The organism is Iodobacter violaceini (assembly GCF_011601265.1).
GTDB classification, from domain to species: domain Bacteria; phylum Pseudomonadota; class Gammaproteobacteria; order Burkholderiales; family Chitinibacteraceae; genus Iodobacter; species Iodobacter violaceini.
Genome location: NZ_JAAOLX010000022.1, coordinates 1 through 24,257, shown reverse-complemented (window position 1 = coordinate 24,257; position 24,257 = coordinate 1). Strand labels below are relative to the sequence as shown.

The 24,257-nt window shown below is 47.1% G+C and carries 27 protein-coding genes; 9 read left to right on the top strand and 18 right to left on the bottom strand.

Translation table 11 applies throughout. From position 1 onward, the window contains the following. Positions 1-229: 229 nt before the first annotated feature. The 7 genes from HA050_RS21595 to HA050_RS21565 all read right to left on the bottom strand — a co-directional run bounded on the left by HA050_RS21595 (position 230) and on the right by HA050_RS21565 (position 4,542). Positions 230-406, bottom strand: a complete 177-nt coding sequence (locus HA050_RS21595) for a hypothetical protein (RefSeq protein ID WP_166830554.1) — start codon at positions 404-406, stop codon at positions 230-232. Positions 407-654: 248 nt separating this feature from the next. After that, positions 655-1,221, bottom strand: coding sequence for a YceI family protein (locus HA050_RS21590; RefSeq protein ID WP_166830552.1), 567 nt, complete (start codon positions 1,219-1,221; stop codon positions 655-657). Positions 1,222-1,247: 26 nt separating this feature from the next. Continuing rightward, positions 1,248-1,808, bottom strand: a complete 561-nt coding sequence (locus HA050_RS21585) for a YceI family protein (RefSeq protein WP_205836552.1) — start codon at positions 1,806-1,808, stop codon at positions 1,248-1,250. 49 nt (positions 1,809-1,857) lie between these two features. Continuing rightward, positions 1,858-2,400, bottom strand: coding sequence for a cytochrome b (locus HA050_RS21580; protein WP_099399614.1), 543 nt, complete (start codon positions 2,398-2,400; stop codon positions 1,858-1,860). A gap of 45 nt (positions 2,401-2,445) precedes the next feature. After that, positions 2,446-2,868 (bottom strand): MarR family winged helix-turn-helix transcriptional regulator, encoded by a 423-nt coding sequence (locus HA050_RS21575; protein WP_099399615.1) that lies wholly within the window; start codon positions 2,866-2,868, stop codon positions 2,446-2,448. Positions 2,869-3,096: 228 nt separating this feature from the next. Then, positions 3,097-3,897 (bottom strand): Cof-type HAD-IIB family hydrolase, encoded by an 801-nt coding sequence (locus HA050_RS21570; protein WP_166830550.1) that lies wholly within the window; start codon positions 3,895-3,897, stop codon positions 3,097-3,099. An 87-nt stretch (positions 3,898-3,984) separates the two neighbouring features. Then, positions 3,985-4,542 carry a DUF924 family protein gene (locus HA050_RS21565; protein ID WP_166830548.1) on the bottom strand — a complete coding sequence of 186 codons (558 nt, stop codon included), beginning with the start codon at positions 4,540-4,542 and terminating at the stop codon, positions 3,985-3,987. A gap of 71 nt (positions 4,543-4,613) precedes the next feature. Here HA050_RS21565 and HA050_RS21560 point away from each other — a divergent pair, with 71 nt between their 5' ends. Then, positions 4,614-5,783: a BaiN/RdsA family NAD(P)/FAD-dependent oxidoreductase gene (locus HA050_RS21560; protein ID WP_166830546.1), complete on the top strand. Its 1,170-nt coding sequence runs from the start codon at positions 4,614-4,616 to the stop codon at positions 5,781-5,783. A gap of 482 nt (positions 5,784-6,265) precedes the next feature. On the opposite strand, the gene ypfJ is transcribed toward HA050_RS21560, so the two are convergent. From ypfJ to HA050_RS21545, 3 genes are read right to left on the bottom strand one after another with little or no spacing between them, the layout of a single operon-like run. Further along, a complete protein-coding gene (gene ypfJ, locus HA050_RS21555) occupies positions 6,266-7,141 on the bottom strand; it encodes a KPN_02809 family neutral zinc metallopeptidase (protein WP_166830544.1) in 876 nt (291 codons plus the stop codon). Between the two features lie 22 nt (positions 7,142-7,163). Beyond that, a complete protein-coding gene (gene dapB / locus HA050_RS21550; protein WP_166830542.1) occupies positions 7,164-7,964 on the bottom strand; it encodes a 4-hydroxy-tetrahydrodipicolinate reductase in 801 nt (266 codons plus the stop codon). 3 nt (positions 7,965-7,967) lie between these two features. Further along, entirely contained in the window at positions 7,968-8,384 is a 417-nt protein-coding gene (locus HA050_RS21545; protein ID WP_166830540.1) for an outer membrane protein assembly factor BamE, read from the bottom strand. Positions 8,385-8,490: 106 nt separating this feature from the next. Between HA050_RS21545 and fur the strand changes: the two genes are divergently transcribed. The 5 genes from fur to HA050_RS21520 all read left to right on the top strand — a co-directional run bounded on the left by fur (position 8,491) and on the right by HA050_RS21520 (position 12,341). After that, the gene (gene fur, locus HA050_RS21540) at positions 8,491-8,907 is read left to right on the top strand and encodes a ferric iron uptake transcriptional regulator (protein WP_166830538.1); all 417 of its coding nucleotides are present in this window, start codon (positions 8,491-8,493) and stop codon (positions 8,905-8,907) included. A gap of 3 nt (positions 8,908-8,910) precedes the next feature. After that, entirely contained in the window at positions 8,911-9,609 is a 699-nt protein-coding gene (aat, locus tag HA050_RS21535; RefSeq protein ID WP_166830536.1) for a leucyl/phenylalanyl-tRNA--protein transferase, read from the top strand. Continuing rightward, the gene (locus tag HA050_RS21530; RefSeq protein WP_166830534.1) at positions 9,606-10,334 is read left to right on the top strand and encodes an arginyltransferase; all 729 of its coding nucleotides are present in this window, start codon (positions 9,606-9,608) and stop codon (positions 10,332-10,334) included. The genes aat and HA050_RS21530 overlap by 4 nt, the downstream gene beginning before the upstream one ends. A 145-nt stretch (positions 10,335-10,479) precedes the next feature. Further along, positions 10,480-11,247 (top strand): ParA family protein, encoded by a 768-nt coding sequence (locus HA050_RS21525; protein WP_166830532.1) that lies wholly within the window; start codon positions 10,480-10,482, stop codon positions 11,245-11,247. 191 nt (positions 11,248-11,438) lie between these two features. Then, positions 11,439-12,341 (top strand): response regulator, encoded by a 903-nt coding sequence (locus HA050_RS21520; protein WP_166830530.1) that lies wholly within the window; start codon positions 11,439-11,441, stop codon positions 12,339-12,341. A 52-nt stretch (positions 12,342-12,393) separates the two neighbouring features. Here HA050_RS21520 and HA050_RS21515 read toward each other — a convergent pair whose 3' ends face one another. The 3 genes from HA050_RS21515 to HA050_RS21505 form a co-directional block, all read right to left on the bottom strand. Then, positions 12,394-13,710, bottom strand: a complete 1,317-nt coding sequence (locus tag HA050_RS21515; protein WP_166830528.1) for a M48 family metallopeptidase — start codon at positions 13,708-13,710, stop codon at positions 12,394-12,396. Between the two features lie 30 nt (positions 13,711-13,740). Next, positions 13,741-14,526, bottom strand: coding sequence for an MOSC domain-containing protein (locus tag HA050_RS21510; protein WP_166830526.1), 786 nt, complete (start codon positions 14,524-14,526; stop codon positions 13,741-13,743). 163 nt (positions 14,527-14,689) lie between these two features. Then, positions 14,690-16,957 carry a DNA internalization-related competence protein ComEC/Rec2 gene (locus HA050_RS21505; RefSeq protein WP_166830524.1) on the bottom strand — a complete coding sequence of 756 codons (2,268 nt, stop codon included), beginning with the start codon at positions 16,955-16,957 and terminating at the stop codon, positions 14,690-14,692. A gap of 169 nt (positions 16,958-17,126) precedes the next feature. Between HA050_RS21505 and HA050_RS21500 the strand changes: the two genes are divergently transcribed. From HA050_RS21500 to HA050_RS21490, 3 genes are all read left to right on the top strand, one after another. Next, on the top strand, positions 17,127-17,783 hold the full coding sequence (locus HA050_RS21500; protein ID WP_166830522.1) for a glutathione S-transferase: 657 nt from the start codon (positions 17,127-17,129) through the stop codon (positions 17,781-17,783). Between the two features lie 72 nt (positions 17,784-17,855). Continuing rightward, a complete protein-coding gene (locus tag HA050_RS21495; RefSeq protein ID WP_166830520.1) occupies positions 17,856-19,031 on the top strand; it encodes a UbiH/UbiF family hydroxylase in 1,176 nt (391 codons plus the stop codon). Between the two features lie 13 nt (positions 19,032-19,044). Then, positions 19,045-19,767 carry a DsbC family protein gene (locus HA050_RS21490; protein WP_166830555.1) on the top strand — a complete coding sequence of 241 codons (723 nt, stop codon included), beginning with the start codon at positions 19,045-19,047 and terminating at the stop codon, positions 19,765-19,767. A gap of 61 nt (positions 19,768-19,828) precedes the next feature. On the opposite strand, the gene HA050_RS21485 is transcribed toward HA050_RS21490, so the two are convergent. The 5 genes from HA050_RS21485 to HA050_RS21465 all read right to left on the bottom strand — a co-directional run bounded on the left by HA050_RS21485 (position 19,829) and on the right by HA050_RS21465 (position 24,102). Further along, on the bottom strand, positions 19,829-20,404 hold the full coding sequence (locus HA050_RS21485) for a PEP-CTERM sorting domain-containing protein (protein ID WP_166830518.1): 576 nt from the start codon (positions 20,402-20,404) through the stop codon (positions 19,829-19,831). A 421-nt stretch (positions 20,405-20,825) separates the two neighbouring features. After that, positions 20,826-21,608, bottom strand: a complete 783-nt coding sequence (locus HA050_RS21480; RefSeq protein WP_166830516.1) for a DUF3025 domain-containing protein — start codon at positions 21,606-21,608, stop codon at positions 20,826-20,828. Positions 21,609-22,066: 458 nt separating this feature from the next. Continuing rightward, on the bottom strand, positions 22,067-22,564 hold the full coding sequence (gene tpx / locus HA050_RS21475) for a thiol peroxidase (protein WP_166830514.1): 498 nt from the start codon (positions 22,562-22,564) through the stop codon (positions 22,067-22,069). Positions 22,565-22,730: 166 nt separating this feature from the next. Beyond that, positions 22,731-23,312, bottom strand: a complete 582-nt coding sequence (gene tpx, locus HA050_RS21470) for a thiol peroxidase (protein ID WP_166830512.1) — start codon at positions 23,310-23,312, stop codon at positions 22,731-22,733. A gap of 76 nt (positions 23,313-23,388) precedes the next feature. Beyond that, the gene (locus tag HA050_RS21465) at positions 23,389-24,102 is read right to left on the bottom strand and encodes a DUF3426 domain-containing protein (protein ID WP_205836550.1); all 714 of its coding nucleotides are present in this window, start codon (positions 24,100-24,102) and stop codon (positions 23,389-23,391) included. Positions 24,103-24,257 lie beyond the last annotated feature (155 nt).

Here is a 24,257-nt window from a genome sequence, read left to right as displayed (position 1 = left end):
CAGGACAGTGAAACACCTTAGCGCCGATGATAGTGCAGATTACCTGTGTGAAAGTAGGTCATTGCCAGACACCCTAAGCCGTAACAAGACCCCCGTACTCGAAAGAGGCGGGGGTTTTGCTTTGCGCAGAAGAAATGGAGCTATCGCGTAGCAAGCAACCACCAGTGGTTTGGATGTTGGGTTATGCGATAAAGCGTTGCTAACCCAACCTACAAAAGCTATGTAAGAGTTATTTAAGGCCTGCTTGTTTGGCTTTTTCCCAGTCTATGGCTTGCTCCAGGGCATCGCTCAGGCGGTCTATTTCTTGCTCCAGCAGCTGTTGGTGGTTGACGACTGCTGCGACCTGGTGGCCTGCCCACGCGAGTAATGATTTTAATGCTGCGCTGGAATTAAATAAGCCGTGCACGCAGCTGTCCCGATCTAAGCAGCATTGCGGCTCTCGTAAATTTTGTCATTTAGAATGGTTTATTCTTTCAATGAGGCGGAAATCCATAAAGCATGTGCAGATTTGGCGCATTTAGTGAGGTGATATAAGTGATGTTAATACACTGACGGAGCATAGTTCCGACTGTAAAGATTCATAAAATTATCAAATATTCAGATAAAAAAATAGCTTCCATTTCTGAAAGCTATTTTTATTAAATATATTAAAGCTTATTTCTGTACAGCTTCTACAGCAATATTCAGCTTAACATCGTCACCAATATTTGGTACGTATGCACTCATGCCAAACTCACTGCGTTTGATCGTTGCACTTGCATTTGCGCCGCAAGCCAGCTTTTTCATCATTGGATGCATATCACATTTGAAGTTACTAACTGCTAATGTGAGTGGTTTGGTTACACCTAACAGGGTGAAATTACCATCTACTGCAACAAGTTTCTCACCTTCAAATACCAATTTATTGGATTTAAAAGTCATTGTCGGGAATTTGTCGCTATTAAAGAAATCAGGGCCTTTTACGTGTGCATCGCGTTTTTCCCAGCCGCTATTCAGGCTGCGGGTGTCAATGCTGATATCTACGCTGCCTGTTTTCTTTTCTGCATCCAGTGTGATCGTGCCGCTGGATTTATCAAAGCGACCATTTTGAATTGAGAAGCCCATATGGCTTAATTCAAAACTAGGATATGTATGTGATGGATCTAATTGATATACAACAGGTGCTGCAAATGCGGTGCCAGTTAAACCGGCTAATAATGCTGTGGCGATAAAACGCTTCATCTTATGACTCCAGTGGGTGGTAAACTTTATTTTCCTGCAGTACCTGCAAGTGCAATTTTAAATTTGATGATGACCTGGTCTGCAACAGTTTCGGTATCAGCCCAAACGCCTTCACCTAATTTATATTGCAAACGCAGAATAGGTAAATTGCCTTCTACTATCAGATTGCCTGCTTCTGGCTTTGCTGTGAGTTGAGTACTTACATCACGGCTGATGCCTTTAATTGTTAATTTCCCTTTGGCTTCAAATTTATTATTGCCCAGTGCTTTAATGCTGCTGGCTACAAAAGTGGCTTTAGGGAAACTGGCAACATCGAACCAAGGTTTTTTCTTGGCTTCAGTATTGCCATCACTGCCGCCAACATCAATGCTGGCGAGATCAACACTAATTTCAGCTTGTGTTTTTTCTGGTTTGCCTGGATCAAAATCTACTTTGGCAGAGAAATTTTTAAACCCGCCATCAACAGTTACACCCATTTGCTTAAAGCTAAAATCGATTTTACTTTTTTGTGTTACCAGTGTTTGTGCTGCATTTGCCGAAAAACTAAGTGCTGTAAGTAATGTGGCGCTAAGGATATGACGAATCATTTGATGCTCCATTGGTGCAGGTATTAAATGGCTGATAACCATACCTGATTTATTTTTTGCGTAAAAAAGGAATCATTCTGGCAAGAATAGTGTCTTTATCAATAAAGTGATGCTTTAGTGCCGCAGCAATATGCAGGCCAATCAAAATTAATAAAGCGGTTGCAAATAGTTCGTGGCTGTTTTTTAGCGTGTCGCTCAGCCCTTCATTTTTGGCAACAAGATCAGGTAATTTCCATAAGCCAAGGTAGACAACCGGAAAGCCTTTAGCAGAGCTCATCAGCCAGCCGGAAAGCGGCATTGCGAACATCAGCAGATAAAGCAGATGGTGGACACCTGCTGATAGTTTGCTTTGCCAGGCAGGCAAGCCAGGGTCTGCCGGGGGCGCGCCTTTGAGTTTTAACCAGATAAGCCGGATAGCAACCAAACCCAGTACGGTAATACCTGCCCATTTGTGCCATGAAATAATTTTGAATTTTGCGGGCGAGAGCGGCATATCATCCATTGTCCATGCAAGGCCAAAAGCTGCAAAGATGAGGATTGCGACAAGCCAGTGTAATAAAACTTGAATGCTATCGTAATTTTGTTTGCTCATTTTTTTCACTATTAGAAAATGATTAAGGTCGTGAGGTCGCAGTACTTAGTCTTGAAACTTGCTACGAAGTTCAGCGAGTGTACAAGTGATTTCTGACAGTTTTTGTTCAGTGAACTCTGAAAAAAATGGCTGTATATATTCAAGGTGCTGTTTGAATGTGCGGTGAAAAACAGCTTCACCTTCTGCACTTAAATAAACACGGAAACTTCGCCTGTCTTCGTTAATGGTTTCCCGGTTGATGATTCCCCGTGCCTCTAAACGATCGAGTACACCCGTGAGCGTGCCTTTGGTAATGAGGGTCTTTTCGCCCAATTCACGGCAGCTCATGCCTTGTGTATTACCGAGGGTAGCGATGATGTCAAACTGAGCAGGTGTTAAATCCATTGCACGGATATGCCTGTTGGACAGTTGCTCAAATGCCTGATAACAACGCACCAGTTCACGGATCGTAATTTGGAAATTTTCCATGAGTTGGGGCTTTAATTGTTCGTGTTAGTACTATTTATATCAGAACAAAAAAAATGCTGCAAGACAGGTTGAACACTAAGCTAAGGACTAGGATAGATGAGTTTTTAAATATTATTGTTTTATGTTAAGGCAAGAGCTTAGGCGAGGGTTGCAAAAAAACGTGCAAATATCAGGGTTTGGTGGCCGGAAGCCGGGGGCCGCTTACTTCCCCCGGAGGATTAAAATTGATTAATGTGCTATTTGAAAGAGCGTGCGCAAATGCTTTGCTACGCCAGATTCTTCATTACTACCAATTTTTAAAACATCAGGAAGAGCGGCTACGAGGCGTGGATTGGCATTACTCATCAGGCGCGGATGGCCTGCTGTCTGGAGAAGCTCCAGATCATTCTGCCCGTCACCAAAGGCAATACACTGAGTGGCAGACATTTTCAGGCGCTCTAATACAACCTGCAGCGCGTGCCCTTTGGATACGCTGGCCGCCATGACTTCGAGGCAGTCCGGCATAGAGAAGGTGATATACAAGGTATTGCCAAAGCGTTCACGCAGCTTGTGTTCTACGGTAAGAAGATGTGCATGATCACCGATATAAAGTACTTTTGCCACGCCCTGGCCATGATGCCGGGCCAGGTCACTAATTTGATAGGTGAAGCCTGAATCCTGGTGCATATCAAGTAAATACTGGCTGTGCTGGTCAATCAGCCAGGCATCGTCTAAGTAAAAATTGAGCAGTGTGGCCGCCGCAAACTCGGACTGAGCCAGCGCTTGCACGACACCAGGGTTGATATTTTCTTCATGAATCAGTTGGTTTTCCGGGCTGTGAATTCGCGCGCCATTTGAGGTAATTAAGTGCGCACGCACACCGAGCACATCACGAATCCCCATTACATCCAGATAATGGCGGCCAGTAGCAATGACAAATTGGATGCCTTTTTTTTCGAGCGCCTGAAGCGTTTCTGCAGTGTAGGCATCCACCATGTGTTCGTTGTTGAGCAAAGTGCCATCAAGATCGGAGGCGATAAGCTGATACATTGTGGGCAATCCGGTTGATTCTGAGAGCATTGATTTTATCTTCTATGTAGCCTGCATTGCGCTTGTAAAAATGCCAATTAAAACTAATTAAAAACCCGCGTCCGGTGATGCCAGATATGTTTGCTCTGCTGAAGTGGAGTTTCTGCTCAGCAGATGGTTCCGGTGGGGAAAACGGCCAAATTGCCGGATGACGGCGTGGTGTTTAACTGCATAGTCATAGAAACCTTTGAGTTGCTCGTGTGATTGCCAGTCTTTCATCAGTATGAGTATTTCTTCCTGATCGCTAAGAATTTCTGAGTGCTCAAAAGGCAAATAAAGAAAAAGCTGCTCCAGCGCTTGAAGCTGCTCATGATATTTGGCTTTGATTGCCTCTTTAGCGGTTTGCAGGGCAAGGTGGTCATAAGCAAAAGAGCGTGCATCATTCCTAAAAATATTGCGCGGAAACTGATCCAATAAAATAATAAAAGCCAGGCAAGAGTGAGGGGCGTTCAGCCAGTGATTTAGCTCACCTTTTTCTGCAGCAAGGATTGTGGGTAGAAATTGCGCTTTGATTTGTGCGTCAAATTCAGCATTTTTGCGAAACCATTCGGCTCGAACTTCAAGTTGCCCGCCAAACCAGAAAGAGAGTACATCTTCAGGATTCATTGTTGCTCCGTAAGTCATTTCGATAGTGGGTTACAATACGCGGTTTTAGCCCGGCTTGTTTGTGGAGCGTTATGCAAAATGTAGTTGATGTGGTCATTATTGGGGCAGGCGCGGCGGGAATGATGTGCGCCGCTACGGCTGGCCAGAAAGGGCGCAGTGTTGTTTTGATCGACCACGCCACCAAGCTTGCTGAGAAGATTCGCATCTCCGGAGGCGGGCGCTGTAACTTCACTAATCTGAATACACTGGCTGGTTGTTATCAATCAGAAAACCCTCACTTTGTTAAATCAGCGCTTAAACAATACAGCCAGTTTGATTTTATCAAAATGGTTGAGTCACATGGCCTCGGGTACCACGAAAAAACGCTGGGTCAGCTTTTTTGCGATCAGGGATCGCAGGCAATTATTGACATGCTTAAAGCTGAAGTCGATCTAGGCGGTGCAATTTGGCGTATGGATACCGCAATAATCTCTGTTCAAAAAACTGAAGCGGGTTTTGAGGTGGTCACCAGCAGGGAAACCTGGCTGTGCAGCTCGCTGGTAGTCGCTTGCGGAGGCCTATCTATCCCTCCGATTGGGGCGACAGGGCTGGGCTTTGAAATTGCCAAACAATTTGATATTCCTCTTGTACCACTTGCGCCTGCTTTAGTGCCGCTCACATTTCAGCCGCAGGATCTTTGGGCGGATTTAGCGGGTGTAGCTATTGAAGACACCATCGTTAAATGTGGTAATACAGAATTCAGAGAGGCCATTTTACTGACGCATAAAGGCGTCTCAGGGCCCGCGATTTTACAAATATCAAGTTACTGGCGCTCTGGTGATGCATTAGAGATCGATCTGGCGCCAGATGTCGATTTTGATGCGTTTTGGGCTGCCGCTAATCGGGAGGCGCTTATCACTACTGCGCTTGCTGAAATTTTACCAAAACGACTGGTTCAGGCATGGCTGGCTGCATGGGGTGAGATCAGACCGCTGAAACAATATTCCCCCAAAGAGCGTGCTGCAATAGCAGATAGCTTCCATTGCTGGCGGATTATTCCTTCGGGCTCGGTTGGATATAAAAAAGCAGAGGTAACACGGGGCGGGGTGGATACACAGGCGCTGTCTTCTAAAACGATGGAATCGCGCCAGGTTGCGGGTTTATTTTTTGTTGGTGAAGTGGTTGATGTGACCGGCTGGCTGGGCGGATACAACTTTCAATGGGCTTGGTCATCCGGATATGTTGCAGGATTAAATTGTTAGGTGTATAACTAAATCTCCAGCGACAGCAAAAGGAGATCGAATGAATAGTTTCCAAGGTGTGCTGTTTTCGGAGGTGAAGTTTACCCCCGTTGCGACGCGGCTAATGTGTCGTTTTGCTGGATGCCTGTAGTGCAGTGAAGGCACAGAACCAAGCCATCACGTGAAAGCCATCAGGTGTCGTAGTAACTGCTCTTTGCGTGTATTAGATGTAAGTGTGTTTAATGTATGAACTGTTAAGGTTGTAGCTGTAGATGTGGCCGTACCGTAGTATTTTTTGTACGTGTTTTTCCTGTAGCTGCTGTTGAAGTGAAAGTTGTTTTTATTAACATTAACCTTCAGTGTGCATTTCATCTGTTTTACCGCAAGAAGCAACGGGGCGCATTCGCGTCCCGTTGTCGTTTCTGCTTGTTAATCACTAATTTGCTTGATAGGGCACAAAACTTGTCAGTAGTTGCGTTTCTGGGCTGATACCCAATCCTGCTTTATTTGGCTGAAAATGTATTGCAGCTGTTTACCGCGCCACTTTCCAGCCCCTGTTTAAACCAGTACATCCGCTGTGCCGAGCTGCCATGCGTGAATGCGTCCGGAGTGACAGCGCGGCCCGCACTGCGTTGCAGCGTATCGTCGCCAATCGCGTTTGCCGCAGCGAGCCCTGCCTCAATGTCCCCGGGTTCTAACCGCTTATTTTGAGCCGCATAATAGCCCCATACGCCAGCTAAACAATCTGCCTGCAACTCAAGCTTTACAGATAAAGCGTTAGCTTGCTTCTTAGATAGTTGCTGCTGTTTTTGATGCACTTTGCCAGAAATACCCGATAAATTTTGCACATGATGACCAATTTCGTGGGCTAACACATAAGCATTGGCAAAGTCACCAGGAGCCCCATACCGTTTGGCCAGCTCATCATAAAAGCTAAGATCGATATAAACTTTTTTGTCGGCAGGGCAATAAAAAGGCCCCATCGCAGAAGATGCGCTGCCACAGGCGGATTCAACTGCATTTCTGAACAGATACAGCTTGGGACGGATATAGGCTGAGCCAAATGCTTCAGGATAGGCTTTGTTCCACACGTCTTCTGTGGACGCTAAAATGCTGCGGGCAAATTCACTGGCCGGGTCTTTCGCCGGATGTTGTGCGGGCACATGCCGGGTCACTGGGGCGGGAGGCGTGTGATTTGCGATCAGCCCCAATACTTGCAAGGGGTTTTGCCCCAAAAGCAAGCTGATGACACCAACCACCAGTACACCCCCAATACCCAGCTGACCCAGTGGCAAGCCGCCTGAAGAAGTGCCGTTGCTGGTTTCATCATTCCGGTGATCTTCGACATTATCGCTTCGTCTTAAATCTTGCCAGCGCATAGCATTCTCCGGTCTTCGTGGTTTAGCTCAGGCCAAGCACATCCTGCATATTAAACAGGCCAGTTGTTTGGTCTGATAAAAAGCGGGCGGCCCGGATAGAGCCTTGTGCGTAGATGTTGCGGTTAGAAGCTTTATGGGAAATTTCGATCCGTTCGCCCATTCCAGCAAAAATCACGGTGTGATCACCAATTACATCTCCGCCACGCAGTGTGGCAAAGCCGATGCTTGAAGGATCACGCTCGCCGGTAATGCCTTGTCTGTCATAAACGGCACAATCTGCAAGATTACGGCCTAATGCATCAGCAACAGCTTCGCCCAGCATTAAAGCCGTGCCGGAAGGAGCATCAACCTTCATGCGGTGATGCATTTCTAAAATTTCAATGTCATAGCCGGTGTTAAGCGTTTTTGCGGCGACTTCGAGCAATTTAACCAGCAAATTGACGCCTGCACTCATATTGTAGGCATGCACAATCGCAATTTTATCTGCCGCAGCCTGAATGGCTGCTTTTCCAGCTTCATCAAAGCCAGTGGTGCCAATAATCATATTCACACCGTGTTGCTGGCAGGCAACTAAGTGTTGCAGTGTGCCTTCAGGACGGGTGAAGTCGATTAAAACATCGGCACCTGCTAAATTTTCAAAATTGGAGCTAATGTTTACACCACAATTTTTACCAAGAAAAGCGGAAGCATCCTGCCCGACAGCGGGGCTGTTTTCACGATCAAGAGCCGCAAAAAGCTGGCAATCACTCTGAGAAAGAACGGCCTCGATGAGCATACGGCCCATGCGGCCACTGCTGCCGGTTATGGCAATTTTTATGCTCATAGATTATTCCTTGCTGGCTGGTGCAGCCGTTACGCCGCTTGCTGGCGTTGTGGCCGCTGGCAGGTCTGCTGATTTGAATTTTGCGGGGGCGGGTAATGTTTCGCCGCTGAAACGGATCAGACTATCTCCTTCAAATACAAGGACAAAGCTCTTTTTTTCTTTTAGCTCACCCGCCCGTGCATCGCTGTAAAGGTAATCCCAGCGATTGGCGTGAAAGGGGTCGTTCAGTAATGGCGTGCCTAAAAGAAAGCGGACTTGCGAGCGCGTCATTCCTGTTTTGAGCTTAGCAACCTGATCGGCGGTAATCTCGTTTCCCTGTGGGATATCGAGCTTATAAGGTGTAATAAAATTAGCAACACTGCACGCTGAGGTCATCAGCGCGATAGGGAGCAACAAAATGAGTACTTTTGCCTTCAACATGAGCGATATTCTTCCAGAGCGGGTTGGAGTGACCAACTTAAACGCTATATCATAACCTGATCTGGCCACATGCCGAAGCACATAGCCTAAATCAGGGAGATAAGACATGAGTAAAGCGAACGAATTAAAAGAAATGGGTTTGAAAGCAACAGGGCCCCGCCTGAAGATTCTGAACTTATTTGAGACAGGTGATCAGCGCCATATGACTGCGGAAGATGTCTACCGTCTGTTACTTGCTGACAATTTGGATATTGGTCTGGCAACAGTCTACCGGGTGCTTACTCAATTTGAGCAGGCAGGAATATTAGTACGCCATCATTTTGAAACAGGTAAATCTGTTTTTGAATTGAGTGCAGGCGGGCATCACGATCACCTTGTTTGCGTGAAGTGTGGTCAGGTTGAAGAATTTTATGATTCGGAAATTGAAAAACGTCAGGATGAAATTGCGAAAAAGCATAATTTTGAAATTCAGGACCATGAAATGTATTTGTATGGCATTTGTGCAAAATGTAAGGCCGTGTAATTTGTGATTCCATGGCTGGATAATACTTTGCAATTCCCTGCGCTTTCCCAGGCGCTGCGAGAGCCAAATGGTCTGCTGGCGGCTGGAGGCGATTTATCGCCCCGGCGTGTGCTTGCGGCTTATGCGGAGGGGATTTTCCCCTGGTTTATGCCGGGTGAACCCATTCTTTGGTGGAGCCCAGACCCACGCATGGTGCTCTTTCCAGAAGAGCTGCATATTCCTAAGTCTCTCGGCAAGGTTTTGCGTAATCGTCCCTGTGAAGTACGCTTCGATACTGCATTTGATCAGGTGATGCAGGGCTGTGCTGCGCCGCGGGATGGTGAGCCTGCTACCTGGATCAGCGATGAGATCTGTGCCAGCTACGGGGCTTTGCACCGTGCTGGTTGGGCCCATTCAGCAGAGTGCTGGATAGATGGCAAGCTTGCGGGAGGGCTGTATGGAATCGCTATTGGCAAAATGTTCTACGGTGAATCTATGTTTGCCAGAAAACCGGATGCTTCCAAAATTGCTTTTGTACATTTAGTGCGGTATTTGCGACAGCAGGGCTTTGAGCTGATTGATTGTCAGATGCGCACCGATCATCTGGCTCGTTTTGGTGCGCGGGAGATTTTGCGTGATGAATTTATAGAACGGCTGAAGCGGCTTACTTCCAAAGCGCATCTTGCCGGGCCTTGGACTTATCAATACAGGGTAGAAGGATGAATGATTCCTTACGAACGCGCACCACTCAGCTGCAATTTTATACAACAGCAACGTATGAGTGCAGCTACCTGGATCATCAGGTAGCCAGATCACAGGTCGCCGTACCTGCCGAACTGATTGACGGGCACGCCTATAGCCAGCTAGTGCAGCATGGGTTTCGGCGCAGTGGCTTATTTGTTTATCGGCCATGGTGTGATCATTGCAAGGCATGCGTGCCTGTAAGGCTTCCCGTTGCCCAGTTTAAACCAGACCGTACTCAGCGCCGTGCGCTGAAGCGGCATGCAGATTTGCAAGTGCGGGTAATGGGCCTGGAATATTTAGAATCACATTATTTGCTCTATCAGCGTTACCAGGTTGCCCGTCATGCCGGCGGGGGGATGGATCAGGATAATCGTGAGCAATATCAGAATTTTATTTTAAAAAGTAATGTCAGCAGTTTTCTGGCTGAATTTAGTATCAATAATGAAGTTCAGATGGTGAGCCTGATTGATCAGTTAGATGACGGTATTTCTTCTGTTTATACCTTTTATAATCCGGATATACCTAATAGCAGCTTTGGTGTATTTAATATTCTTTGGCAAATTTCGCTGGCCGGAGAAATGCAGCTTTCCTATGTGTATCTGGGGTACTGGATTGATCAATGCCGTAAAATGGCTTACAAAGCACGCTATAAGCCGATTGAGGGATTATTCAATGGCCGCTGGCAGCCTTTGCCAATTGAGTGATTAATAAAATGCGGGTATGTCCGTGCAGTCATTCTGTCTCTGATTAGTGATGAACATAATTGCCACATCTATTGTGCGATGCAATACAAGTTGAATCAGAGCTGCTAACATCTATTGAACAATGATGTGGTGATGAGACGGCAAAATGAAAATCAGAGTGGTTTTTAATCAGAAAGGCGGCGTCGGTAAATCGACAATTACAGTTAATCTGGCCGCTGCAGCAGCTAAAGCCGGCCAGCGTGTGCTGGTGGTTGATCTCGATCCTCAGGGTAATTCAAGTCATTATCTGTTGGGCGCCGGGCTTGATTTGGCTAAACCTGGTTTATTTGATTTTTTTGATCAGGTGCTCAATTTTAGTATGTATGCCAAAGCGCCTGCGGCATTTGTTCACCGCACGCCTTTTGAGCGGTTTTCAATTATGCCCTCGCATCCTTCAATTGCTGAATTAGAATCAAAGTTAGAATCCCGGCATAAAATTTATAAGCTGCGTGAAGCGCTCAATGAATTAGCCGGTGATTTTGATGAAGTCTGGCTGGATACACCTCCGGCATTAAATTTCTTTACGCTTTCAGCCCTGATAGCTGCTCAGGGCTGTTTAATTCCTTTTGATTGTGATGAGTTTTCCCGTCATGCTCTTTTGGGCCTGATCGACAGGGTGGCAGAGATACGCAATGATCATAATGCTGATCTGGCTGTAGAAGGAATCATTGTGAACCAGTATCAGGCGCGTGCAAGCTTGCCTGCGCGTATGGTTACAGAGCTGCAGGTGCAGGGCTTGCCGGTGCTGGATGTTTTCCTGGGGGCATCGGTAAAGGTAAGAGAATCGCATGAAAGGGCGATACCCTTGCTGTTGCTTGATCCTAACCATAAATTATCGCAGCAGTTTAGTGCACTATACGCCCTTCTGAATTAACGTCAGGCGGGCAAATTAACGTAATCTTCATGCCTGCTTGCGCTTGCTTCTCTAGTATTAAAACGGCGAGTAAGAAACAGAGCAGGCTGTTTATCATCAAAGCCAGCTTTCACTTAATTAAAAAAATTACACTGATTATTGAGCAAGAAAGATTGAATAAATACTTCATGCGCCGATAGAAAGGAGACGTCATGCAAGAGCGGGCCAGGGTACTCATCGTTGATGATGAACCATTTAATCTGGAAATATTGTCTGAGCATCTGAGCGATGCAGGCTATGAAGTGGTTGTGGCCGAAGATGGCGAAGTAGCCTGGCAGATTTTGTCGCAAGACCGGGCGTTTGATACGGTTTTGCTGGACCGCATGATGCCGCGTATGGACGGAATGGCCTTGCTTGCGCGTCTGAGGCAGCAGCCGGAATTTGAACATTTACCGGTCATTATGCAAACGGCAGTGGGCGCGGCTGAGAATGTGCGTGAAGGACTTGCCGCTGGCGCATATTACTACCTGATTAAGCCATTTCAGCGCGATATGCTGTTGGCCATTGTGGCAGCTGCGGTTAATTTTCATCGGGAAAAAAGCCAGCTTGATGCACAACTTGCGGCGCAGGCCAGCTCCTATCATTTATTAATGAAAGGTGAGTTTCATTTCCAAACGCTGGAAGAAGCGCGTCATCTTACATTACTGCTGTCTAATGCCTGCCCGGAACCTCAAAGGGTTGCATTAGGCTTGTCAGAATTATTGGTCAATGCTGTTGAGCATGGTAATTTGGCGATCAGCTATGCTGAAAAAACACGGCTGTTACAACATGGGTGCTGGCAAGATGAGGTTGAAGCCCGTTTAAGCCTGCCTGAATATGAAAAGCGTAAAGTGAAAGTGGCTTTTTACCGTGAGGAAGAAGACATCATTTTCACCATCACCGATGAAGGCAAGGGCTTTGAATGGCAGCCTTTTTTAGAAATGTCGCCAGAGCGTGCATTTGATCCGCATGGCCGGGGGATTTCGATGGCGCGGATGCTATCGTTTCAGTCTGTGGAATACAAAGGCTGTGGCAATCAGGTCATTGCAAGGGTAAGGCCCGCTCCGGCTGAATAAGGTGCAAAAAATAAAGCCGGTGCAATGCCGGCTTTATTCATTTGTTGTGCCTCTATTTCAAATGCTCTGCTTTCCAGCGCATCGCGGCGTAGATGCGTTTTTTAGGGCTGGGGTGATCAAAAAAGAATAATTCCTCTAAATCACCCGGATCAGATTTTCTGTATTCGGTGAGTTTTAAATTGGCTTCTGCCATCCCATCTGCTTGCCTTGCTGCGTTAATCCCAAAGGCGTCTGCTTCAGTTTCAATGGTGCGAATAATCGTGTTTTGTACCGGCGTTATAAAGAAAAAATAGGCAGATAAAAACGCCATAAAAAATGGCAGGCTGACGGGATCACTATGATGGCTGATATTATGTTTCTGACCCCAGCGCTTTACTGAAAAAGTCATGCTTTTATGAATAAAAATAAAGCCAAATAATAAAATCAGTCCAAAATTTAAAAGTATTGTATAAACATGATTTAAAACATAATGGCCAATTTCATGCCCCATGACGGCCTCAATTTCTGAAGGGCTGCAGCGGTGCAATAAATTATCGTTTAAACGAATTGCGGCACTGCCGAATATGCCGCTTACATTGGCGCTGATTCGGTTACTTTGTTTGGATGCATCAAACTGATACACATTATCTGCAGGGATTCCATTGGCGCGGGCAATAGATAAAATGGGCTCTTTAATTTTCTGATCACTGAGTGCTTGGTATTTATTAAATATTGGATCAATATAGACTGGGCCCAGTAACATCATAACTGAAAGAAGGCCAATACTTAATATGGCACCAAATGCCCACCATAAGCGGGGCATTTTTTGAATAAGCAAATAAATAAGGCTAAGAAAAAAGCCCATGCTGAGTACTGAAATGGTGGTGCTGATGGTTTGCTCTGTCAGCCAGGCCGAAAAGCTCAGATTTGACAGGCCGTATTGATGTTCCCGAAAAAAACTTTGGTACGTCGTGAGCGGAAATGATAATAAAGTTAAGAAAAATACAAAGCTGGCACTGACTGATAATGTATGCAGAAATTTAAAACGCGTTATTTTTTCTGCTTTCATTCTGATGCGAATTAATATTCCCGATTTAAGAATAATCCAGCAGGCACCGATACCAAGCAGGGTATTAGCCAGCAGCAGCCAGTAGCCACCTTCAAAATAAGCATCGGAGCGGGCTTTATTAATAGGAGAAATCCGCTGCATATAGGCTTCTGTGGCAGCCATTGGGTCGGCAGGTAAAGCGGCCCGCCATGCTTCACTGGCAGGGCTGATGACGGCCGAGGCTCTGGCAGCTGCATTGGCAGAAACAGGCGCAAAAGAGGCAATAGCAAATGAGAGTAAGAGCGACAGCAAAATCAGGGGCCAGAAAAGTTTTTTTACCACTTTTATATCTCCATTATGTTTTTCAGGGGATTACTCAAGTATTTCTACGGCCATTCCTTCGAGGATGATTCCTCCTTTCTCTACATTAATGTTTTGGCCAAACAGTACGCCCGCTGCGCTTTTACGATATCTGGCCATGGTGCGCAAAGGCTCCTGATCTTTCGATTTTTCGCCGGTTTCCGGGTCTATCGTGGTAAAGACACAACGCTCGCAGGGTTTGACGAAATTAAAAATCACCTCCCCAATGCGGATTTTTTTCCAGCTGTCTTCTGCAAAGGCTTCCGCGCCACGTACGATTAAATTTGGGCGAAAGCGCTGCATGGATAAGCTGCGGCCAACACGCTCGCTCAGATCTCCCAGAGAAGCTTCGCCAATCAGGAGCAAGGGATGGCCGTCCACAAAGGCGATGGGCACTTCGGTGCTGCTGTGCCGGTTCAGCTCAAAGCCAGCCCAAAGCAGTACGACTTGCTCTCCCAGATAGGCAGAGCACCATGCATCGGCATCGCTTGCACCGTGGCGGGCGGTGAAGTCGCTTTGCCATACGCTGGCCGGGTGGATTTGATTAAAGCGCGAGGTGGCAATAAAAAGCGTGGGCATGCCAGGTGCGCTCAGCGTCAGCCCTTCATCACTGGGCTCGGCCGATAGCAGCACTAATTTGGGAAAATCACGCCCGGTAACCAGCAGCCCGTTGGGCCTTGCAATCATCCACATGCGATCAAAAGGTAAGCCACTGCTCAATACTTCGCTTTGCTGCAGGCGCTGCCCCTTGCTGGATTTAAGCGGGTAGCGGTAAAGCCCTGTGAGCCGGATTGGCATGGTGTGAACCCTGTAAAATTGCTTACGTTAACTGAATATAAGTTAACAAACAATAGAGGTTACCTTACTTGCCGGGCTGGGGGTGGTGGCTTTATGCGGGAAGATAAATACTTAAATGCGGATGGTTAATCGGCTGCCAGGGCCTGGCCTGATTTAATTTTTGTCATCTTACTATTGTGTTTGCAGACCAATAATGCGGATGCGCTTGCCGCCAGCTTGTTACTTTGATCTCCTGGCCCACGTCAAAAATTAATGCACCTGTCTGGTCTGTGCGTAAGTTTTGTGACTGGCTATCACGGTAGCGTGCGACGATTTCAGCTTTGGGGTGTCCAAAGCGATTTAAATAGCCTACGGAGTAAATGGCGTATTGCGGCGCACTCTGACTTACAAACGGCAAGGATGATGATGATTTACTGCCGTGGTGCGGTACCAGCAGAATGTCGGATTTTCCCAAGCCTTGTTCGATTAAGCGGGCTTCTTCATGGATGCCTATATCGGCAGGGATAAGCAGTGTGTGCCGGCCATTATCAACCCGTAATACGCAGCCCATGGCGTTGTCTGAGCTGGCAATAAACCGGGCATCGGGCCAGAGCAGGGTAAAGCGTACCTTATCCCAAAGCCATGTTTTACCCGCCTGGCAGTTTTGTCTGCTGCCAGGGTACTCCAGCCAGAGCGGGTGCTGATCAGGCAGGCTGTGCCAGATTGTTTTTGTGGGCACCTTGTGAAGTAAGGGGATGGCTGCGCCGATATGGTCCTGATCGTTGTGTGACAAAATCAGCGCATCCAGCTGGCGGATCTGCATACTGCGTAAGGCTGGCAGCAGAACGCGTTCACCATTGGGCAGCTGGCCAGTATCAAACAGCAGCTGGTGCTGCGCGGTTTGCACTATGACGGCCAGCCCCTGGCCCACATCCAGCACACTTGCCCGGTACTGGCCTGGCTGGAGGCTGTCTGAGCTGTTGGTAAACAGCGGCAGGCAGCAGATGACACCCAAATGTCTTGCAGGCAGACCACGGGGAAGAAGTAAAAGCATAACGCCAAATGCAGCGGGTACAAGCGTGAGCGCGCCGGGCATATTGAAAGCAGGGCCGGGCATGGTGGTGCACCATTGCAGCAAATAGTCTGTCAGTGCAAATAAACGTTCTGCACCTAAGAGTAAATAGCCTACGGGATCCAGTAAGCCTGCAAGGGCGAGAGGGGTAATCAGGATACTTACAATTGGAATTGCAAAGGCATTGGCCAGCGGAGAAACCAGCGGCAACTGGCCGAATACCACCAATAGAATCGGCGCAGAAGCCAGCGTGGCCGCTGCTTGCGTACTGATCCAGGTTTTCCATTTAGCTCCTTCACCAAGCTGATTACTGCCAGCCCAGAGCAGTGCCCCAACAGAGAGATAAGACAACCAAAAGCCAATAGACAGAACGGCAAAGGGATCAATGATGACCGTGACAAGAAGGGCTGCAGCCCAGATGGCACTATTGCTGCTGGGCTGGGTGCGCCAGAGGCACGCTGCAGCAATGGCCAGCATAAAGAGAGTGCGCTGGGTGGGTACCGCCATGCCTGCCAGGAGGCAATAGCAAAACGCGGTAATCACACCGGCAATTAAAGCCGCGCGCTGAGCGGCAAAGCGGGCGGCCAGCCAGGGAATACGCCGCCAGATCCAGCTGCTGATCGCCGCAGCAATGGCTGCCAGCAGGGTAATGTGCAGGCCGGAAATGCTGATTAAATGCGTAATACCCGTGGCCGCAAAGCGTTGCCATTGCTCCTGGGGAATCGCCCCTTGGTCCCCCACCGTGAGTGCAATCATTACCCCGCGATATGGTGCATCCGGCAGGGCTTTTAATATACGTAAACGCAAACTGGCGCGAATCTGATGCAGCCATGCGCCATCGCCGCTGAGCCGTTCTCCCGATTTAACCGTACCGGTTGCGCCTGTGCCCTGCTGCAAAAACCAGCTTTCTGAATCAAAACTTCCCGGGTTGCTCTGGCCGTGAATTTGTTTGAGTTTTACTAAAAAGTGCCAGCGCTCGCCCGCTTTAACCCGGTCGGGCTGGCCACCATACCACTGCAATTGAATTTTGCCGGGCAAACGTGTTTGGGGCGTTTGCTCCGGAATAAACAAAAAGCGCGTGCCAAAGCGTGTGGTCTGAGGCAAATCTGTAATCAGGCCAGTGATTTCGATAAGCCGCTGTTCCAGAGCCGGAGTCAGCCGGTCTGCCATACGAATATGCGCCCGCCAGTTTGCCCAGGAAAAGCCGGTTGCAAATGCCGCTAAAATCAAAAAAGCCAGTTTGAAACGCCACTGGCTCAGGATAAAACAAAATAAAGATACGCAAATTGCGGGCCAAAGCAGGGGCAATGCGGGCTGGCTTTGCAAAAAGCACACACCACATATAAAGCCAGTAATCAAAAGCAGGTAGGAAGTCAGCATAAATCAGCTTAGCAGCTGATGTTTTATCTTTGGCTTAATACAGGCATTCCTGCCTATAAGCAGCGAGGCTTGTTTGATAAAGCCGGCAAAGTCAGTCTGGAAATAGAGAGGTCAATGACATAGTCTGGTTGAGAGAGCTGCGCTGCAGCCAGAACAGAGGAGTGCTGGTATGTATCAATTGCATATTGGAAGTAAAAATTATTCTTCATGGTCATTGCGTCCATGGATATTAATGAAGCATTTTAAGATTGAATTTTTAGAAAAAAATGCGCCTCTGAATGGCGAACAAGCTTATCGGGAGTATGTGGAAAACGGCTTACTGCCCTGCCTGTACGATGATGGGTTTAATGTCTGGGATAGCCTGGCGATCGCTGAATACCTTGCAGAAAAATATCCGGAAATGTGGCCGCAAAACCCTAAAGCAAGGGCGCGTGCACGCTGTATTTCGGCAGAAATGCATTCGGGATTTTCAAATTTACGCTGCGTGATGCCCATGAATATTAAATTGCGCGCTCAGGGTGGGGATTTAGTTCTTAGCGTAAAACGGGATATTGAGCGCATTTGCAGTATTTGGCGGGAAGCCCGTCAGCTGGCAGAGATGGGGCCATATTTATTTGGTGCATTTTCTGTTGCAGATGCAATGTATGCTCCGGTGGTCTGGCGATTGCATTGTTATAACGTAGCTCTGCCTGATGATGCGGCAAGTTACCGTGATGTGATGCTGAAGCACCCGGCCATGAAGGAGTGGGAGCAGGGAGCCTTGGCAGAAAAACTGGTCTTGCCGCAGGAGGACATGCTTCTCGAAGCCTTTGGTGGCCGAAGGTAGTTTGACACTAAAGGGTCTATAGAGCGTTTTGCGGGTTCCCAAAGCGTAAAGCGGCCTGATAAACTCCCCCCCATGGAAAATTTTGACGCAGATGTCATCATCGTCGGTGGCGGTTTGGTAGGGAGCGCTTTAGCTTTGGCGCTGAAAGAAACAAGCCTTTCGGTTTTATTGATCGAAGGCCGCCAGCCTGTGTTTGAATGGCCGCAAGATTCTTGGGATCAGCGTATTTACGCCATCAGCCGTGCCAGCCGGAAAATGTTGCAGCGTATCGGCGCATGGCAGCGTATGGATGCATACCGCCTGCAGGCCACATCCGCTATGAAGATTTTTGGTGATGCCCATGGCGCGGCACTGCAATTTAATGCACTTGAAGCAGGCGTCGATGAGCTGGCTTTTATGCTGGAAAATCGTGAGCTGCAAAAAGCGTTGTGGCGTGGTTTACAAGAAGAGCCGCAGATTCAGATTTTGTCTCCTGCCAGCCCTGTCAGGCTCTCGACCGATCAGTTTGGCGCAACACTGCAGCTTGCCGATGGCCGGGCATTGCGCGCGCGCTTAGTGGTGGGCGCAGATGGCGCAAATTCATGGGTGCGCAGCCAGCTGGCTATTGAGCCGCAAGTCATGCCTTATCAGCAGTTTGGTGTGGTTGCCAATTTTGAAATTGAAAAACCGCATCTGGGCGTGGCAAAGCAATGGTTTATGCCGGATGGCATTTTGGCCTGGCTGCCGCTGGCGGGTAGCCGCATGTCGATGGTGTGGTCTTGCAATGAAGAAAAACGTGCAGAGCTGATGGCGTTTTCACCAGAGCAATTGTGTGAGCACGTTGCCGCTGCTGGCGGGCATCAATCAGGTGCTTTGCAGCTGATTACGTCACCCGCTGCATTTCCTTTGCGATTAAATCACTTACCCGAAACAGTAAAAGATAAAGTCGTGCTGATTGGCGATGCTGCGCATACTGTTCATCCTTTAGCAGGGCAGGGTGTGAATTTAGGCTTTGGTGATGTGATTGAACTGGCTGCATTATTAGCCAGTGCGCCATTGAACCAAATTGGCGATTATTTACTCTTACGTCGTTATGAGCGCAGCCGGCGTGAAGCGGTTTATACCATGCAAGGCGTGTGCCATGGCTTGCAAAAATTATTTAATAATTCAAACCCCCTGTTAAAAAACTTGAGAAATCTCGGCTTGGGGGCCACTAATCAATTACCATGGCTTAAAAGACAATTAATCCGCCATGCCATGGACGCCTGAGGTTGTTATGATTATGAAATCGATTTCCCGTATTTTGATTGCCGCTGGTTTTATCGCGCTGACCGCGTGTTCTGCATCTGCTGATAATTCAACTAATCAGCTTAAACAGAAACTGGCCAAGCAATTACCAGGCCGTGAAATTACCTCAATTAATACCACGCCTATGAAAGGCATTTATGAAGTGGTAATTGGCAAGCGCCAAATTGTGTATACCGATGCTAAAGGTGAATACATTTTGGCGGGTGATATGATTGATCTGGCTAAAAAATCCAGCCTGACCGAACAGCGCTCTGCTGAGTTACAAAAAACAGATTTCAGCAAATTACCGCTGGAGCAGGCATTTAAAGAAGTACGTGGTAATGGCTCGCGTGTACTTGCCGTGTTTTCTGATCCGGATTGCCCATTTTGCAAGCGCTTAGAGCGTGAAAGTTTAAATGGCATCACCAACGTCACTATTTATACTTTCCTTATGCCTTTAAGCATTCACCCTGATGCAGAACGTAAATCTAAAGTGATCTGGTGTGCTGCCGATAAGCAAGCTGCCTGGAGCAATTTTATGCTTAAAGATCAAATGGCCGAAGGCACTGGTGATTGCGAAAACCCGGTTGAAAAGAATATGAAACTGGCAGAAAGCCTTGGAATCAGTGGTACACCCGCTTTGATTTTTAAATCAGGCCAGATTGTATCGGGTGCTATTCCTAAAGAGCAGATTGAGCAATTGCTTGCTGCCAAGTAATGAATAAGTAATAACAAAAAAAGCCAGGCTTTAAGCCTGGCTTTTTTTATTGTGAGGCGGATTATTTTTTAAGCTGATAATGGCGCCGTGCAAGCAACGCCGCTAAACCAAGCCCCATCAGTGCGTAGGTTTCAGGTTCAGGAATCGGCTCAGGTATATAGCTCATATTGTCTAAAATAATGCCATCGCCAAAAGTACTGCCTGCCTGATACATCTCTATGCTCGTGATATCCGAATAGGAAACAGAAACGATATCGTAAAAATCTTCGCCTGTTCCCGTACCATACCTGGTTTCACTGCCAAGTAAGTGCTTGTTCTCATCATAAGCGTTGATGGTAAAGCCGTTTTCGCCCAAATCTAAAACACCAATACTGAAATCGGATATTCCATATTTAAAGTAAACAGAGATTGGATTATTGGCATCCCACTGATAGCCCTGGTTGCTGATTATACCCAGAGTGCCAGAAGAGCCCGGTTGCCCGTAATTTTCTGCAAAGCGGGCCTCAGAGAATCTTAACCCTGAATAAAATGAGTCAACAAGCTCATCTGCGCTGCCCGTATCAAAGTCAATTGTATTGGCTTGTGCCCCAAAGGAAAGCGTGAGCAAAAGGGCTGAGGCAAAAAAAAATGAGCGCATTGCGGGCATTCTCCGGTGTTAAAACAGCGTAGTGGGCATGGATGTAAAATATGAATGAAATCTGGTCTTTTATTTTTTTTGTGGCAGCGTTTTTTCTGAAAGACCATGAATTAAATTTGTTATAAATGCTTATTTATCGGGTGGCCAGGGATCATACCCTGATCCTGGCTATTACAATAAATCTTGCTTAAAAGATGTTGCAGTTATGTTTTTAAAGATGTATGTAATGGTTTTCTAATATTTGCTTTAGAAATTTAATTGGATCAGCCTGATTGTGGCTTTGGCCTTGTGCGAATCTGGCAGAGTTTGATTAAACTTTAATGAAAACATCCATGATTAAATAAATATGTTGTGCAAATGCCTGCTGGAAAAATGCCAAATTTTTATTTTGAATACACATTGTGTTTAACATTTCTGGATTTTATTTTTTTGTAATGGTTTTTCGTGCTGGCCTGAAATAAGTTGTATTTGTATAAAATATTTCATCCTGCACTGGCCACCAATGCGGAATTCCCAAGTATGGGAGAGGGGGAAGCTGGCGGGGTTTTTTTAATTGTGCACTGTCAAGAAATTGTGCCAGTTTTTTATCCAGCCATGCACATTGCTCTGTGATTTCTTTTTCAAAGAAGTCAGCACTCACTTTAATTGGCCAGCATTTTCCGGTTAATCCTAAAAAAGGATTGAGCAGGTTTTCATAATTGGCATGGCCAAAGCAAATTGCATTTATTGTTACGCCCCATTCTGCACGGTGCGTGTGAAATAAAGTGTGCCATTGATGATCAATTAATAGTTGTAACAGTGCATCGTCGCAATAGGGCAGGATCAGCCCGCATTCGTCAAACAAAGTGGCCGCATCGCGAATTGCGCCGCGTGGGCCATCCGGGCTGAAATGTCGCATATGCAGTGCTGTAATGGCTGCTTTGCTTTGGGGAAAGACCCCCCAGACCAGCGCATTGAAGCAATCATGCCAGTTGTTGGCACGGGTCGCCACACAGCCATTTTTTGCGATTTCTACTTCGTAATAATCACTGATGGCTTCTGGCGCTACAAAGCGAATAGGCATGCCTTGCTGATTACAGGCAGGCGAACCCGTAGCATCCCAGTCTGCATGGCTTGGAAAGTGTTTAAATTGCCTGATCTGCTTAAGTAAGGGAGAAAAGGGCGCTTGCTGATCAAAAAAAGAAAGTGGCCAAGTAGAAGTCATTGCGTATTGTTGCAGAAAATGAGGGGATTATAAGCACAGATGGCTGATTCAGGTGACGTATTTAAAAAAAAGGGGGTGGTCTTTTTTACCTGAGTTTATATCTCATCTTTGTGATGCACACGCATCTATCATATTTTGTCAGATTATTTTTAGTTTGAATTATTTATGGATAATTAAAATTTAAATAATTAGAAATAAAAAATATGTATCGGCACTGAACAGCCGGCGTTAAATTAAGCTAATGAGATTATTGATGATTAAATCAGAATAGCCAGAGCAGGTATGGGAAAAGTACACCGACAGGAGGGCTTTTTTAGCTGAATGTTAAACCGCGTGTTTTTATCGTGCTGGATTGGCATTGATTAAAACACAAAGCCGCATAAAGCGGCTTTGTGTTTTTTAGCAGGCAAAGTCTGGCTAATGCGCTGCTTAATTATTGGCACTTATCTGATTGAGGCTTATAAAACAGCCAGCGCAGCAGCGTAGTTGGGTTCTTCTTTAATTTCAGAAACTAATTCTGCGTGCAATACCTGATTGTTTTCATCAAGCACTACAACGGCACGGGCAGATACGCCAGCTAATGGGCCGCTGATAATTTCAACGCCGTAGTGGCTTAAGAATTCACGGCCACGCATGGTAGATAAGCTGACTACGTTGTCCAAGCCTTCGGCGCCGCAGAAACGGCTTTGCGCAAATGGCAAATCAGCTGAAATACACAGTACAACTGCATTTTCTAAGCCTGAAGCAGTTTCGTTAAAACGACGGACAGATGCAGCACATACGCCGGTATCAACGCTTGGAAAAATATTGAGGATTTTTCTTTTGCCCGCAAAAGTGGCCAGTGTGGCATCGGATAAATCTTTTGCAACAAGGCTAAAGTCCTGGGCTTTGTCGCCTGCTTTAGGGAAAGTACCTTTAATTTCGATGGCGTTGCCGCCCAGAGTTACTGCAGACATATATAATCTCCATTATGTGGCTATTGATTTTTTAAGTACGATAATAATTATCTATTATTGCGACGCCTGAAGGCAAGCGTAAAGCAAGCGGGTGATCTGTTTGAGCGCTCCGGGAAAGGAAGGTTCCATTTTTTTTTGCAATAAATTGATGCAGGGTTTTCGATGATCAGCTGTTGGGTACGTAGCGCTCAAGTTTTGCAATCTGCTCTGCGTCGTCAATGATGGGGTCTGATTCTTCTTCAACAGGCGGGAATAAGCATTCTGCCATTGCGCCGTAATCGGGCTCGAAGCTTAAATCAGGCACCAGCTCGCTATACATCACAATATCATAAGCATTTAAGCCGATCAGCGCCGTGGCCATGAAGCCGGACAGCGGGATATCTGTGATCATTACGCCGTAGTCTTTGTGAAAGTCCCGGCCACGCAGGGTGCAGAGCAGCTGCACACGGCGAAAGTGTTCTTGTTCCATCACGCGGCTTAAGGCGTAAGGCGTATCCACAGAGATCACCAGGATGACACAGTCTGGCCATTCCGCAGATAAACGATCCAGCTGGCGGGCAATGATCAGGCCAATTTCGCTGTCAATACTGGGGATGACGGCAATAATTTTAGGTTTGCCGGCAAAACGAGAGAGCGGCACGTCGATCATGCCGGAATCAACTAATAAAAAGCTGTGAGCATATTCGCCAACAACTGGGAACTGGCCCCCGACATTAATTTCAGTATGGTTTAAGTAAACAGTGGCCATGACCGATCCCGCCTGTTTTATTGAATTTTACAGATTAGTTTTAAATGCAATGTCCCGCTATCGATTCAAGACAAAGCTAGGGATAAAACCAATATATGGAGTAAGCCGTTGAGTGCAACTCGCCTAAATCGATTTGCAGGAAAGCCCGTAAATCATCTTGTGCATCAAATTTCAGCCTGTTTTTATCATGGCTGCTCAGATATTCGGCGGGCTTAAATACTTTCTTAAGGACGATTTTTTCCTGATCGTCGGTCAGCGTCACTTCAAGCATGGGCAAAGCCTGCTCGTACTGAGCGAGATTACGCAAAGTAGCATTAAGCTGAATGATGTTTGGAAACTCAGGCACATAGCTGAGCTCAGACCATTCGGAACGCAGCATTTCTGCGTTTTCAGGCAAGGGCATGCTGCAGCCTAAGGCATGGCAGGCCGCAATCAGCTTAGGGCGCATCCATGGGAATTCCATCGATATATTTGTGCGCTGCTGGTAAGCAAGTTGTGCCGCAAAGCTGCAAATCAGAATCAGGCAGGCCGCAATCCACACACCCTGCCAGCGTGAACGGGCGGGAGGCGGGTCTAGCAGCGTTTCATCAACTTCGGTGTAAATCGGCCGGTAGTTGTGATGTGTGTCTGACTCTGCCGGGTGTTCTGCCTTATTTTCAGGCTCTGGCTCTGCTTCGATCAGAAATTCTGTAGGCGCGAAAGGCTCTTCGGCAGGCCCCGAATTACTTTTTACGGCTAAGCCCATTGCCGCAAAATCAGCAGCAGGCTCTGTAGCAGGAGGGGTTGGCACGATACGTTTGGGCCGGGCATGCTCTGCTGGCTGAGGCTGAGGCTGAGGCTGAGGCTGAGGCTGAGGCTGAGGCTGAGGCTGAGGCTGAGGCTGAGGCTGAGGCTGAGGCTGAGGCTGAGGCTGAGGCTGAGGCTGAGGCTGAGGCTGAGGCTGAG

Coding starts and splice junctions, on each gene's coding strand:
- HA050_RS21530 (WP_166830534.1), top strand. CDS start 9,606: ATGAATGATTCCTTACGAACGCGCACCACTCAGCTGCAATTTTATACA.
- HA050_RS21585 (WP_205836552.1), bottom strand. CDS start 1,808: ATGATTCGTCATATCCTTAGCGCCACATTACTTACAGCACTTAGTTTT.
- HA050_RS21495 (WP_166830520.1), top strand. CDS start 17,856: ATGGAAAATTTTGACGCAGATGTCATCATCGTCGGTGGCGGTTTGGTA.
- HA050_RS21505 (WP_166830524.1), bottom strand. CDS start 16,957: ATGCTGACTTCCTACCTGCTTTTGATTACTGGCTTTATATGTGGTGTG.
- HA050_RS21565 (WP_166830548.1), bottom strand. CDS start 4,542: ATGAATCCTGAAGATGTACTCTCTTTCTGGTTTGGCGGGCAACTTGAA.
- HA050_RS21520 (WP_166830530.1), top strand. CDS start 11,439: ATGCAAGAGCGGGCCAGGGTACTCATCGTTGATGATGAACCATTTAAT.
- HA050_RS21575 (WP_099399615.1), bottom strand. CDS start 2,868: ATGGAAAATTTCCAAATTACGATCCGTGAACTGGTGCGTTGTTATCAG.
- HA050_RS21560 (WP_166830546.1), top strand. CDS start 4,614: ATGCAAAATGTAGTTGATGTGGTCATTATTGGGGCAGGCGCGGCGGGA.
- HA050_RS21480 (WP_166830516.1), bottom strand. CDS start 21,608: ATGACTTCTACTTGGCCACTTTCTTTTTTTGATCAGCAAGCGCCCTTT.
- tpx (WP_166830514.1), bottom strand. CDS start 22,564: ATGTCTGCAGTAACTCTGGGCGGCAACGCCATCGAAATTAAAGGTACT.
- HA050_RS21485 (WP_166830518.1), bottom strand. CDS start 20,404: ATGCGCTCATTTTTTTTTGCCTCAGCCCTTTTGCTCACGCTTTCCTTT.
- ypfJ (WP_166830544.1), bottom strand. CDS start 7,141: ATGCGCTGGCAAGATTTAAGACGAAGCGATAATGTCGAAGATCACCGG.
- HA050_RS21525 (WP_166830532.1), top strand. CDS start 10,480: ATGAAAATCAGAGTGGTTTTTAATCAGAAAGGCGGCGTCGGTAAATCG.
- HA050_RS21570 (WP_166830550.1), bottom strand. CDS start 3,897: ATGTATCAGCTTATCGCCTCCGATCTTGATGGCACTTTGCTCAACAAC.
- tpx (WP_166830512.1), bottom strand. CDS start 23,312: ATGGCCACTGTTTACTTAAACCATACTGAAATTAATGTCGGGGGCCAG.
- HA050_RS21590 (WP_166830552.1), bottom strand. CDS start 1,221: ATGAAGCGTTTTATCGCCACAGCATTATTAGCCGGTTTAACTGGCACC.
- HA050_RS21510 (WP_166830526.1), bottom strand. CDS start 14,526: ATGCCAATCCGGCTCACAGGGCTTTACCGCTACCCGCTTAAATCCAGC.
- HA050_RS21500 (WP_166830522.1), top strand. CDS start 17,127: ATGTATCAATTGCATATTGGAAGTAAAAATTATTCTTCATGGTCATTG.
- fur (WP_166830538.1), top strand. CDS start 8,491: ATGAGTAAAGCGAACGAATTAAAAGAAATGGGTTTGAAAGCAACAGGG.
- dapB (WP_166830542.1), bottom strand. CDS start 7,964: ATGAGCATAAAAATTGCCATAACCGGCAGCAGTGGCCGCATGGGCCGT.
- HA050_RS21545 (WP_166830540.1), bottom strand. CDS start 8,384: ATGTTGAAGGCAAAAGTACTCATTTTGTTGCTCCCTATCGCGCTGATG.
- HA050_RS21580 (WP_099399614.1), bottom strand. CDS start 2,400: ATGAGCAAACAAAATTACGATAGCATTCAAGTTTTATTACACTGGCTT.
- HA050_RS21490 (WP_166830555.1), top strand. CDS start 19,045: ATGAAATCGATTTCCCGTATTTTGATTGCCGCTGGTTTTATCGCGCTG.